General features: G+C 53.5%; 11 protein-coding genes. 9 read left to right on the top strand and 2 right to left on the bottom strand.

Going from position 1 to position 12008, the window contains the following annotated elements; all coding sequences use genetic code 11:
* The first annotated feature begins 145 nt into the window (after nt 1-145).
* Complete coding sequence (gene fabB, locus ACKQAD_RS03600; protein ID WP_409158883.1) at nt 146-1363, top strand: beta-ketoacyl-ACP synthase I; 1218 nt, start codon at nt 146-148, stop codon at nt 1361-1363.
* A gap of 102 nt (nt 1364-1465) precedes the next feature.
* On the opposite strand, the gene flk is transcribed toward fabB, so the two are convergent.
* Nucleotides 1466-2665, bottom strand: coding sequence for a flagella biosynthesis regulator Flk (flk, locus tag ACKQAD_RS03595; protein ID WP_409158882.1), 1200 nt, complete (start codon nt 2663-2665; stop codon nt 1466-1468).
* 111 nt (nt 2666-2776) lie between these two features.
* A complete protein-coding gene (locus ACKQAD_RS03590) occupies nt 2777-3748 on the bottom strand; it encodes a DMT family transporter (protein WP_409158881.1) in 972 nt (323 codons plus the stop codon).
* A 192-nt stretch (nt 3749-3940) separates the two neighbouring features.
* On the opposite strand from ACKQAD_RS03590, the gene pdxB reads away from it, so the two are divergent.
* The 8 genes from pdxB (at nt 3941) to cvpA (ending at nt 11989) form a co-directional block, all read left to right on the top strand.
* Nucleotides 3941-5077, top strand: a complete 1137-nt coding sequence (gene pdxB / locus ACKQAD_RS03585; protein WP_409158880.1) for a 4-phosphoerythronate dehydrogenase PdxB — start codon at nt 3941-3943, stop codon at nt 5075-5077.
* 139 nt (nt 5078-5216) lie between these two features.
* Nucleotides 5217-6227 (top strand): aspartate-semialdehyde dehydrogenase, encoded by a 1011-nt coding sequence (locus ACKQAD_RS03580; protein WP_409158879.1) that lies wholly within the window; start codon nt 5217-5219, stop codon nt 6225-6227.
* On the top strand, nt 6227-7078 hold the full coding sequence (gene truA, locus ACKQAD_RS03575; RefSeq protein ID WP_409158878.1) for a tRNA pseudouridine(38-40) synthase TruA: 852 nt from the start codon (nt 6227-6229) through the stop codon (nt 7076-7078). Before ACKQAD_RS03580 ends, truA begins: the two co-directional genes overlap by 1 nt.
* Before the next feature lie 196 nt (nt 7079-7274).
* Nucleotides 7275-7937 (top strand): DedA family protein, encoded by a 663-nt coding sequence (locus ACKQAD_RS03570; protein WP_409158987.1) that lies wholly within the window; start codon nt 7275-7277, stop codon nt 7935-7937.
* A 224-nt stretch (nt 7938-8161) separates the two neighbouring features.
* Entirely contained in the window at nt 8162-9079 is a 918-nt protein-coding gene (gene accD, locus ACKQAD_RS03565) for an acetyl-CoA carboxylase, carboxyltransferase subunit beta (RefSeq protein WP_180741928.1), read from the top strand.
* A 105-nt stretch (nt 9080-9184) separates the two neighbouring features.
* Nucleotides 9185-10453 carry a bifunctional tetrahydrofolate synthase/dihydrofolate synthase gene (folC, locus tag ACKQAD_RS03560; RefSeq protein ID WP_409158877.1) on the top strand — a complete coding sequence of 423 codons (1269 nt, stop codon included), beginning with the start codon at nt 9185-9187 and terminating at the stop codon, nt 10451-10453.
* Nucleotides 10443-11171 (top strand): cell division protein DedD, encoded by a 729-nt coding sequence (dedD, locus tag ACKQAD_RS03555; protein WP_409158876.1) that lies wholly within the window; start codon nt 10443-10445, stop codon nt 11169-11171. The genes folC and dedD overlap by 11 nt, the downstream gene beginning before the upstream one ends.
* A gap of 317 nt (nt 11172-11488) precedes the next feature.
* Nucleotides 11489-11989 carry a colicin V production protein gene (cvpA, locus tag ACKQAD_RS03550; protein WP_180741931.1) on the top strand — a complete coding sequence of 167 codons (501 nt, stop codon included), beginning with the start codon at nt 11489-11491 and terminating at the stop codon, nt 11987-11989.
* The last annotated feature ends 19 nt before the right edge of the window (nt 11990-12008 follow it).

Below are 12008 nucleotides of genomic sequence, written 5' to 3'. Positions count from 1 at the left end.
GCGAGATTTTAACGGGCGGAATATCGTGGTGCAAATTTAGCGATAATTCCCGATAGTTCGGCTGATCGGACTTGTTCAGCTTACAACTGTACGCTAAAGTGCGAAGCGAAATCCCAAACTCTATAAGTGGAAGAAGAGGTATTAAATGAAACGTGCAGTGATTACTGGCCTGGGGATCGTATCAAGCATCGGTAATAACCAGCAGGAAGTTCTGGCATCATTGCGGGAAGGCCGCTCGGGTATTACTTTCTCTCAAGAGCTGAAAGATTCCGGTATGCGTAGTCACGTCTGGGGAAATGTCAAACTGGACACCACGGGCCTCATCGATCGCAAAGTTGTGCGTTTTATGAGTGATGCATCGATTTATGCCTACTTATCCATGGAGCAGGCGATTCAGGATTCAGGACTGTCAGATGAGGTATATCAGAATAACCCACGCGTTGGACTGATTGCTGGTTCTGGCGGTTCTGCGCGCTATCAGGTGTTTGGTGCCGACGCCATGCGTAGCCCGCGTGGTCTGAAAGCTGTTGGTCCTTATGTGGTAACCAAATCAATGGGTTCAGCGGTCTCCGCGTGTCTGGCAACCCCATTCAAAATTCACGGCGTGAACTACTCTATCAGCTCTGCCTGTGCGACCTCCGCACACTGTATCGGTAATGCCGTTGAGCAAATCCAGATGGGCAAACAGGATATCGTGTTCGCTGGCGGTGCTGAAGAGCTGTGCTGGGAACTGGCCTGTGAGTTTGACGCGATGGGCGCGCTGTCAACCAAATACAATGAAACGCCGGAAAAAGCTTCCCGTACCTATGATGCTGGCCGTGATGGCTTTGTGATTGCAGGCGGTGGCGGTATGGTCGTTGTCGAAGAATTGGAACACGCGCTGGCGCGTGGGGCACATATCTACGCAGAAATCGTCGGCTACGGCGCGACATCTGACGGTGCAGACATGGTTGCTCCATCGGGAGAAGGTGCCGTTCGCTGTATGAAGATGGCGATGAACGGTGTGGATACCCCGATTGATTACCTGAACTCTCATGGCACTTCTACGCCAGTGGGCGATGTGAAGGAGTTGGGGGCGATCCGTGAAGTGTTTGGCGATCATTCGCCAGCGATTTCTGCAACCAAAGCCATGACGGGCCACTCTCTGGGCGCCGCAGGCGTTCAGGAAGCCATTTATTCGCTGCTGATGTTGGAACATGGATTTATTGCACCGAGCATCAACGTAGAAACGCTGGATGAGCAAGCGGCGGGCCTGAACATTGTCACTGAGCCGACGGAACGCAAACTGACTACGGTGATGTCTAACAGCTTCGGTTTTGGTGGTACGAATGCGACGCTGGTCATGAGAAAACTCGATAACTAATCACGTTATCTCATTGATAGATATAAACCCCGTTGGCGTAAGCCACGGGGTTTTTTGTTGGCGCAAGTGGTGACCCAATGTTTGTTTTAATGGGAGAGATTTTTAGATCAACACCCAAAGCAGAAATGCCGCCACGCACGTGCTGACAATCACCAGAAACATGGGTTTATGGAATAGGGATTGCCAACTGAGCGGCAATGAGGCAATCAGAGGATTAAACAGCGGGTGCAGCAGTGACGACGTCGTTGCCCAATCCGTTTCCTGTGCACGCTGAATGCGTTGCGTAAACAGGAATGTCAGCAAATCGCTGACCTGCATCGGCGTCAGCGGGGTTTGTAATCCGATATTGAAGCGATTTTGCGTGTAATCCATCAATAAGTGCTGTTCCTGCACGGTCAGCGGCTGTGGTAACAGCGCCTGCAACGGGGCGAGGTTCGGAGAAAGTAGCGTATTCTGTGACGACAATGGCTGTGGCAATGGATTCGTTGATGACGGACTCGCATTGGTCGCGTTAATCATGCTGGTCTCTGGCGAGGTGGCACGAAGCCGCATCTGCGTCTGTTGCAGCTCAACCTGCGCGTGCAAAAACTGTGTGAGCAGCGGCAGATGTTTTAACGGAATAGCATCGCCCGCGTTAAGATTCTGCATCATCATCAGGTTGGTTAGCACCCTCGCAGGTTGTTCCCCCGTCATGGTCGCTAACCGGGTGATTAACTGATTCAAGCCTCGTTGCTCTGCTGGGGAAAGCGGGCGTTCGGGCGAGTTGGCTGCCTGAGCCGCTTGTGGTGTGGTCGTTGACGCGGTTGATTGCGGAATTTGCCCGCTTTGCAGCAGGGTAACCACCTGCTGTAGCTGTGCTTTATTCAGTGCGCTGAGTGTGGTGCTACCGAAACGCTGCTGGATGAAATCGCTGACTGCCTGACGATTATTCCCCTGAGACAGCATATCTGTCAGGCGTTGAAGCAACTGCTGACGCCCACCGCTATCTTGTGCCTGCGTTAAACGCGTCTGGAGTATTTGTTCGGCAGGTCGGTAATGGTGGGACAACAGCTCATTATTTTCTGCCAGACCTAATCCTTGCTTTACCGTCGTCCAGACTTCCGATGCCTTTGACGTTGTCAGTGCGGCAACTTTAAGCACCAGATTTTCCAGCGTTGTCCGTTGTGCCAATGTCAGGGGCCGATCGCTATTGGCCGAACCTGCGGCGTTAGGCGTTGATGATGCAGAGGTTGACGACGTCGGTGCTTGAGTAACCGAACGTTCGCCGGGCAGCGGGGCTCCTGGGCCGCTTACAGGTTGCATCTCGGTTATCCTCACTGCCGTCATGATTGAGATGAATCATAGCAATCTCCAGTGGCGGCCGATAGTCTGCATCGCTTAAAACAGCACGAATATCGTGGGTGGGCAGGGCACTTAGGTGGGACGTCCTGGCGGAATGCGCAAACGTTGGGCGAGGATAACACCGAGTAGCGTGATGCCACCGCCAACCAGATGATAGTGATGTAATGGTTCGTTCAGCAAACCAATCGCAATCATTGCCGTAAAGATCGGCGTCAGATTCATAAAGATGGCGGCCTTATTGGCTCCCAGACGCATAACCCCCTGAATCCACAAAAAAGGCGCGATGATTGAAGCCATGATGCCAGCGAAAATCACCAGCGGCAGATTTTGACCGTTGAGTTGCACATTGTCCGTCAGCAGGAAATTGGGCACCAGCAACACCACACCAAAGGCAATTTGCACATAGAGCGAAACCCAATTGGGCAGTGGGATGTTCCAGCGTTTGGTTAATACGCCATAAAGCGCATAGGACAATGAGGCGCAAAACATCATGAATTCACCGGGGCCGATGCCCTGCGCCAGAATCTGCTCAGGATGCCCCGCACCGATCAGCCAGACAATTCCCGCCATCGATAGCAGGCTACCGAGCAGGACACCCAGCGTCGGGGCCAGACGTAGCAGAGGGATGCTGAGCACAACAGTAAGGAGCGGCACTAATGATCCCATGATTCCCATCATCACTGCGCTGATAGTGTGTGCCGCATAGTAGGCCAGGCTCTGATACAACACCATGCCGAGAAACCCCAACACCAGCAGTTTCCAAGCATGTTGACGAATGGCCGTCACATGGTGACGCAGGGTTGGCAGCATGAATGGCGTCATGACGAGGAATGCCAGTAGCCAGCGATAAAACGAGATAGCGGTTGGATCGATGACGTTCGCAGAGAGTTTGTTAACGATGACGTTAATTGACCAGATCAGGACGGCAATAGTAGGAAATAGGGCGTTCAACGTTGGATTTCTCATAACAGACCAGACGGAAAACGTATCCATTGCCAGTCTGGTAGATAAAAATGGGGCAAGTGCGACATTGGCAAACAACATAACAGAGCCATGTGGCGGCTATCAACCTTGTATGGCGATTGGCTGTCTATGATTCCCCTCTTGTAAGGCCTTCATTAGATGTGAACTGATAGCGGAAAGACGTCGTGTCGTAATTGCCTTGGGTTTCTGCATCATTCGGTGGCAAAATATCTCCCCGCTTTTTTAGGCTGGCTACCGATGTCGGAGAAGACAATGAAGATTCTGGTTGATGAGAACATGCCGTATGCCCGCGAGCTTTTTAGCCGTCTGGGTGAGGTGCAGGCCGTGCCGGGACGCCCTTTACCGCGCGATCTGTTGGCAGATGCGGATGCGCTGATGGTGCGCTCGGTCACGAAGGTGAACGCAGATCTGCTGTCGGGTTCGGCGATAAAATTTGTCGGTAGTGCGACGGCAGGTACCGATCATGTTGATGATACCTGGCTTACTGCTAACGGTATCGCGTTTTCCGCTGCACCTGGCTGCAATGCCATTGCGGTGGTGGAATACGTATTTTCTTCTTTGCTGATGCTGGCCGAGCGTGATGGTTTCCAACTGCGTGATAAAACTGTAGGGATTGTTGGCGTGGGGAACGTTGGCAGACGTCTGGATGCGCGCTTGAAAGCCTGGGGGGTTAAAACACTGCTGTGCGATCCGCCGCGTGCCGATCGCGGTGATGCGGGGGATTTCCTGCCGCTAGAGACGCTGGTGCGCGATGCTGACATCCTGACGCTGCATACGCCGCTGTATCTCGACGGGCCATACCGAACCCATCATTTGGTTGATGCCAATGTGTTGGACGCCTTTGCGGACGGACGTATTCTGATTAACGCCTGTCGCGGCGCGGTGCTGGACAATGCGGCACTGCTTGAGGCGTTGCAACGGGGTAAAAAACTCAGCGTCATTCTTGATGTCTGGGAGCCTGAGCCAGAATTATCGACCGATCTACTGGCGCGAGTCGATATTGGCACGGCGCATATCGCCGGTTATACGCTGGAAGGGAAGGCGCGTGGCACTACGCAGGTTTTTGAAGCCTGGAGCGAGTTTATCGGGACCCCGCAGCAGGTGGCGCTTTCATCGCTTTTGCCTGAGCCAGAGTTTGCCGAAGTGACACTGACCGTACCGCTGGATGAGGTGCTGCTAAAACGTCTGGTGCATCTGGTGTATGATGTGCGCCGGGACGATGCACTGCTGCGCCACGTTGCGTATCAGGACGGTGAGTTCGATCGCCTGCGCAAACATTATCAGGAACGACGCGAATGGTCGTCACTTCATGTTATCTGCGCCGATGCTGACAGCGCAGATTGCCTGAACGCGCTGGGGTTCACGGCGTCAGTGCGGAATGCACGTTAACGGAAGCCGCTTAGGTCCTCCGTTGGCGGATGCGTCGAACAAGCATCACTCTTTATTCATGAACCGACAGGCTGCGTCTCTATCGTCTGTCGGTTTCATTCATGTTTTGTGTTTCATTCAAAATTTGGGAGAGAACCAAATGTCTGACGGCTGGAATATTGCTCTGCTGGGCGCAACGGGCGCAGTAGGCACGGCGTTACTGGAATTATTGCAGGAACGTGAATTCCCGGTGGGTGAACTGTATCCGCTGGCCAGCGAACGTAGCGCGGGTGAAACCATACGTTTTAACGGCAAATCCTGTCTGGTCACCGATGTGGCGGATTTTGACTGGTCACAGACGCAATTGGCGTTTTTTGTCGCGGGCCAGGATGTTAGCGCCCGCTATGCGGAAGAAGCGGGGGACGCGGGCTGTCTGGTTATCGACAGCAGTGGTCTGTTTGCGCTGGAGCCGGATGTCCCGCTGGTGGTGCCCGGCGTGAATGCACATACGCTGGCAGATTATCGTAACCGTAATATTGTGGCAGTGGCGGACAGCCTGACCAGCCAACTGCTGACGGCGATTAAACCGATGACCGATGCCGCAGGGCTTTCACGCCTGCATGTCGTCAGTATGCTGTCGGTTTCTGCCCTCGGTAAAGCGGCGGTGGACGATCTGGCCGGGCAAAGTGCCCGTTTGCTGAACGGTATTCCCCCCGAAGAAGGCATTTTCCCGAAACAACTGGCGTTCAATCTGTTGCCTCTACTGCCGGATGACGCTGGCAGCGTACGTGAGGAACGGCGTCTGGTGGAGCAGGTGCGTAAGGTCTTGCAGGACGAAGGGTTGCCGATTTCAGTGACCTGTATTCAGTCTCCTGTGTTCTATGGCCACGCGCAGATTGTTCATCTTGAATCACTGCGCCCGCTGTCTGCGGAAGAAGCGCGTGACGAATTACTCAACGCCGGAAATATTCAGGTCAGCGACGAGCAGGATTACCCAACGCAGGTTGGCGATGCGTCAGGCAATGGACAACTGAGTGTAGGCTGTCTGCGTAACGATTACGGTATTCCTGAACTGCTGCAATTCTGGTCAGTTGCCGATAACGCTCGCTTTGGTGGTGCGCTGATGGCGGTGGAAACCGCAGAACGTCTGGTGCAGGAGTATCTTGGGTAATGTCGGAAACCACTCAGGCGGAAGTTATTCAGGTTGACGCCGTTGCGGAAAACGAGCGTGCCCCGCTGAAAATCGCGTTAGGCATTGAGTATGACGGTAGCCGTTATTATGGCTGGCAGCGTCAGGCTGAAGTGGCCAGCGTGCAGGCCTGCCTTGAAAAAGCGCTGAGCAAAGTGGCGGATGAACCGATAGAGGTGTTTTGCGCCGGCCGAACCGATGCTGGCGTTCACGGCACCGGGCAGGTTGTGCATTTTACTACGCACGCCATCAGGAAAGACGCGGCCTGGACGATGGGCGTGAATGCGAATTTACCGCCGGATATCGCCGTGCGTTGGGTGAAAACGGTGGATGAGGATTTTCATGCGCGTTTCAGCGCCACGGCACGTCGTTATCGTTATGTCATCTATAATCACCGCTACCGCCCTGCGGTGCTCGCCCACGGTGTGACGCATTTTTATCACCCACTGGACGTGACGCGTATGGAACGGGCTGGACAGTGCCTGTTGGGTGAAAATGATTTCACCTCTTTTCGGGCTGTGCAGTGCCAGTCGCGCACGCCGTGGCGCAATGTAAATCATTTAAAGGTTACACGTCACGGTGACTATATCGTGGTAGATATTAAGGCCAATGCGTTCGTTCATCATATGGTGCGTAATATCGTTGGTAGCCTGATGGAGGTCGGTTGTGGCAATCGCCCGGAGTCGTGGATTGCAGAACTGCTGGCGGCCAAAGATCGTACGCTGGCGGCCGCGACGGCCAGAGCCGAAGGGTTGTATTTAGTGGCGGTGGATTACCCAGCGCGTTTTGCCTTGCCACAGCCCACGATGGGCCCGCTCTTTTTGGCTGACTAGTGCTTATTGGTGTGATTTACGCGTTTTTGTCGTATCGCACGCGGTCAGATGGCCGTAGGTCAACAGGCCGCGCGCGGTGCGTATTAAGAGCAATGCTGTTTGGCGTGCTATACGCAAGGCAACGCGGGAATTCCGGCTGCCTTGCGTATATCGACCGCGTGCGATCGATATAACACTTTGGGGAGAAGATGTTGTGATGGAATTCATACAGTTTATTATTGATTTTATTCTGCACATTGACGTTCATCTGGCGGAACTGGTGGCGCAATATGGTGTTTGGGTTTATGCCATTTTGTTCCTGATTCTGTTCTGTGAGACCGGGCTGGTGGTGACGCCGTTTCTGCCGGGAGATTCGTTACTGTTTGTCGCAGGGGCGCTGGCGGCGTTGCCGTCGAACGATCTGAATGTGCACACGATGGTGTTCCTGATGATCGTTGCCGCGATTACAGGTGATGCAGTGAACTACACGATTGGGCGACTGTTCGGTGAAAAGCTGTTTAGCAACCCGAACTCGAAGATTTTCCGTCGCAGCTATCTGGATAAAACGCATGCGTTTTACGCGCGTCACGGCGGAAAAACGATAATTCTGGCGCGCTTTGTCCCGATTGTGAGAACATTTGCGCCGTTTGTCGCCGGGATGGGGCACATGAGCTATCGGCATTTTGCTGCCTATAATGTCATAGGGGCGCTGCTGTGGGTGCTGTCATTCACCTATGCGGGCTACCTGTTTGGCGATTTACCGGTAGTGCAGGAAAATCTGAAATTACTGATTGTCGCGATTATTTTCCTTTCTATCCTGCCGGGCGTTATTGAGATTGTTCGTCATCGTAGAGCGACCGCGCGCGGCAATGTGAAATAAGTGAAGTATTTTAACATCCGGTTTGACCAGTTTTTTATCCACAGTACCGGAGCGTTATGGTTTAATGGGCAGCATTTATGGTCTGTTCTTGGGAACACTCTGGGTGCCGATGCCTTTGTACCGCGATTGTCGTGCGTCTCAGGCATTTTTTCATTGGCAATGTTGTCAGGGAATAACATGAACAGCGGACTGGCATTTGCCAGGTTCAAGCAGAAAGGTTATCAATGAGCTGGATTGAACGAATTCTTAACAAAAGCAACATCACACCGACCCGCAAAGCAAACATCCCTGAAGGGGTCTGGACAAAATGTGATAGCTGCGGTCAGGTTCTTTATCGTGCCGAGCTAGAGCGTAATCTGGAGGTCTGCCCGAAGTGCGATCACCACATGCGTCTTTCCGCACGTAACCGCCTACAGGCGTTTCTGGATAAAGAAAGCACTGTTGAGCTGGGAAGCGAACTGGAACCGAAGGATGTCCTGAAATTCCGGGATTCCAAAAAATATAAAGATCGTCTGGTTTCTGCGCAGAAACAGTCCGATGAGAAAGATGCGCTGATCGTCATGAAAGGCACGCTGTACGGTATGCCAGTTGTGGCTGCGTCGTTTGAGTTCTCTTTCATGGGGGGCTCAATGGCGTCTGTTGTGGGGGCGCGTTTTGTGCGTGCCGTTGAGCAGGCATTGGAAGACGGCTGCCCGCTGGTGTGCTTCTCCGCCAGTGGCGGTGCGCGTATGCAGGAAGCGCTGATGTCGCTGATGCAAATGGCGAAAACCAGTGCGGCATTGGCAAAAATGCGTGAGCGCGGCTTGCCGTATATCTCCGTGCTGACTGACCCGACGATGGGCGGTGTTTCCGCGAGTCTGGCGATGTTGGGCGATCTGAACATTGCCGAGCCGAAAGCACTGATCGGTTTTGCCGGTCCACGCGTTATCGAACAAACCGTGCGTGAAAAACTGCCGCCGGGCTTCCAGCGCAGTGAATTCCTGATTGAAAAAGGGGCGATCGATATGATCGTTCGTCGTCCGGAAATGCGCTACAAGCTGGCCACCATTCTTGCCAAACTGACGAATCATCCAGAACCGGGCAACGATGACGTGGAAATCCGCAGCGATGCGCCGTCTGAATCATCACAGGATGACGCATAATTGACATGATGGGCTGGGCGTGTGGTACTCGACCACGTCGTTCTCGACCGAGTAGTCATACGCACGCCCAGCCCGCAATGAACCGTAAGCCAGTGAACGGGACTCATGGATACTCTTCAAATACCTCAAGCCACGTCACCCTTGGTTACGTGGCTTCATTATCTTGAGCACCTGCACGCGCAGGCCATTGATTTAGGTCTGGAGCGCGTTAAGCAGGTTGCTGAACATCTCCAACTGCTACAGCCTGCCGCAACGGTTTTCACCGTTGCGGGGACGAACGGCAAAGGAACCACCTGCTGTACGCTGGAATCGATTCTGCTGGCCGCTGGGTTGCGGGTTGGTGTGTACAGTTCTCCCCATCTTGTTCGCTATACTGAGCGGGTGCGTATTCAGGGCAAAGAATTGCCTGAAGCGCAGCACACTCAGGCGTTTGCGGATATCGAAGCAGGAAGAGGGGCGATATCGCTCACCTATTTTGAATTCGGCACGCTGTCGGCACTGCAACTCTTTAAGCAGGCGAATCTGGATGTCGTCATTCTGGAAGTAGGGTTGGGCGGGCGTCTGGATGCCACCAATATTGTGGATGCGAATGTCTCCGTCGTCACCAGCATTGCGATCGACCATACCGACTGGTTAGGCCGCGATCGCGAAAGTATCGGCCGTGAGAAAGCCGGGATATTTCGACAAGGCAGACCTGCCGTTGTCGGTGAGTCGGATATGCCGGGAACGATTGCTGATGTTGCCGCGGAGAAAGGAGCACTGTTGCGCCGTCGGGGTCGCGACTGGGAATATTCCGTTCAGCGTGAGACGTGGAGCTGGCAGGATAAGCAGCGTGAATTATCTCGTCTGCCATTACCCAATGTTCCATTAGCCAATGCCGCCACAGCGCTGGCTGCACTGCACTATTCTTCGCTCAATGTGGGCGAAGACGCGATTCGACAGGGGTTACAGCACGCGGCGTTACCGGGACGTTTTCAGACGGTGCAGGCATCACCGCGATTGATTCTTGATGTTGCACACAATCCCCATGCGGCAGCGTATCTGGCAAACCATTTATCCGCGTTGCCAACAAAAGGGAAAGTGCGTGCTGTCATCGGCATGCTGTCGGATAAAGATATTGCCGGTACGCTAGCTCACTTAACGCCGTTGGTGGATGAGTGGTATTGCGCGCCGCTGGAAGGGCCGCGCGGCGCCACCGCGCAGCAGATTGCTGAGCACTTGACGCGCAGCCAATCTTTCCCTGATGTCGTGACTGCCTGGCAGCAGGCGATGTCCGAGGCCTCGGAGCAGGATACCGTCATTGTGTGTGGATCTTTTCATACGGTAGCGTATGTGATGGAAGCGCTGGATGAGGAGAAGGCGAATGGCGAGTAAATTTCAGAATCGCCTGGTGGGTACGGTTATTCTGGTCGCGCTGGGCGTGATCGTCTTACCCGGCCTGCTGGACGGCAAGAAGAAGCATTACGAGGACGAGTTTGCGTCGATTCCGCTGATTCCTAAACCGGGTGATAGCAATGAGATGGAGCCACTGCCTGCGCTGAACCCGTCGTTGCCCAATCAGCCGCCTGAAGGTGCGGAGGCGTTGATGCAGAATAGTGCGGAAGCAGAAGCACCTGAAAACAACGCGCCTGCCACGACGACGAAGACGCCTTCACCTTCTCATTCGGGGACGAATGTGCCGGCCATGACAGCACCGCCAGTGGTGGTTGAGCGTCCGCCGGTTCAGCCCCCTGCGCCGGTGGTGCCGAAGCATCAACCAAAACCTGAGGTGAAGCCAGAAGTGAAACCGAAGCCTGAGCCTAAACCGGAAGTGAAGCCTGAAACCCAACCGGCCCAGCAAGCGCCAGTCGGACAGGCCTATATTGTGCAGCTTGGTGCATTGAAAAACGCGGATAAGGTGAATGAAATTGTCGCCAAATTGCGTCTTTCTGGTTATCGCGCGTATACCGTTCCGTCAACGCCGGTTTCAGGACAAATCACCCGTATTTACGTGGGGCCAGATGCCTCGAGGCAGAAGCTGGAGTCCTCGCTGGGTGAGTTGAAACAGCTCAGTGGGTTAAGTGGGCAGGTGCGTGCGCATTCCGTTCGTTAACGGTCGTTGAACGTGAGAATAACGAGGTGGATTAGTCTGTCGTCTGCCACGTAAATAGACAGAAACAGGCCGCGGGGATGGGGTTCACATGCGTGATGCTTCGCCCCGAACCTGTTTTAAGACGGTTGTTGTTGATTTTGTTATGCCGACAATTAATAGAATCAGGCATGATGGGTTGTCGATTTTTTCGCCTGATTATCTATTGATGAAATCGGCGGAAATACGCTACGCAAACGTTTTCTTTTTCTGTTAGAATGCGCCGCGAACAGGATGACGTAGCGGCTTATCGGTAGCATCGTTCATTATTAGGATAGTTCATGGTTTGGGTTGATTACGTCATTATCGGCATCATCGGATTTTCGGCTCTGGTTAGCCTGATCCGGGGGTTTGTACGTGAAGCGCTGTCGTTAGTAACCTGGGGATGTGCTTTTTTTGTCGCCAGCCACTACTACGCTTACCTCGCGGTCTACTTCACCCGTTTTGATGATGAGTTGGTGCGTAACGGTATTGCGATTGCCATTCTGTTTGTTGCAACGTTGATTGTGGGGGCTATCGTCAACTATGCGATTAGTTCGCTGGTTGAACGTACCGGATTATCCGGCACCGATCGCGTTCTGGGCATCTGTTTTGGTGCGCTGCGCGGGGTGCTGATCGTTTCCGCACTGCTATTCTTTCTGGATACTTTCACCGGTTTTTCACAAAGTGATGACTGGAAGCAGTCCCAGTTAATCCCGCAGTTCAGTTATATTATCAGGTGGTTTTTTGACTACCTGCAAAGCACGTCAAGTTTCTTGCCGCAGCATTTACCGCTGCGGTAGCGCTGATGAGGAAAAGACA

Source organism: Pectobacterium artocarpous (genome assembly GCF_046159765.1).
In the GTDB taxonomy this organism is placed as follows: Bacteria; Pseudomonadota; Gammaproteobacteria; order Enterobacterales; family Enterobacteriaceae; genus Pectobacterium.
The sequence above is the reverse complement of the archived record's forward strand: the minus strand, read 5'-3'. Positions and strand labels throughout refer to the sequence as shown.

Bases quoted from the DNA above. Each gene is read 5' to 3' on its own strand.
- dedD (WP_409158876.1), top strand. From the start codon at position 10,443: ATGGCGAGTAAATTTCAGAATCGCCTGGTGGGTACGGTTATTCTGGTC.
- ACKQAD_RS03590 (WP_409158881.1), bottom strand. From the start codon at position 3,748: ATGTTGTTTGCCAATGTCGCACTTGCCCCATTTTTATCTACCAGACTG.
- ACKQAD_RS03580 (WP_409158879.1), top strand. From the start codon at position 5,217: ATGTCTGACGGCTGGAATATTGCTCTGCTGGGCGCAACGGGCGCAGTA.
- folC (WP_409158877.1), top strand. From the start codon at position 9,185: ATGGATACTCTTCAAATACCTCAAGCCACGTCACCCTTGGTTACGTGG.
- cvpA (WP_180741931.1), top strand. From the start codon at position 11,489: ATGGTTTGGGTTGATTACGTCATTATCGGCATCATCGGATTTTCGGCT.
- flk (WP_409158882.1), bottom strand. From the start codon at position 2,665: ATGCAACCTGTAAGCGGCCCAGGAGCCCCGCTGCCCGGCGAACGTTCG.
- fabB (WP_409158883.1), top strand. From the start codon at position 146: ATGAAACGTGCAGTGATTACTGGCCTGGGGATCGTATCAAGCATCGGT.
- ACKQAD_RS03570 (WP_409158987.1), top strand. From the start codon at position 7,275: ATGGAATTCATACAGTTTATTATTGATTTTATTCTGCACATTGACGTT.
- truA (WP_409158878.1), top strand. From the start codon at position 6,227: ATGTCGGAAACCACTCAGGCGGAAGTTATTCAGGTTGACGCCGTTGCG.
- pdxB (WP_409158880.1), top strand. From the start codon at position 3,941: ATGAAGATTCTGGTTGATGAGAACATGCCGTATGCCCGCGAGCTTTTT.
- accD (WP_180741928.1), top strand. From the start codon at position 8,162: ATGAGCTGGATTGAACGAATTCTTAACAAAAGCAACATCACACCGACC.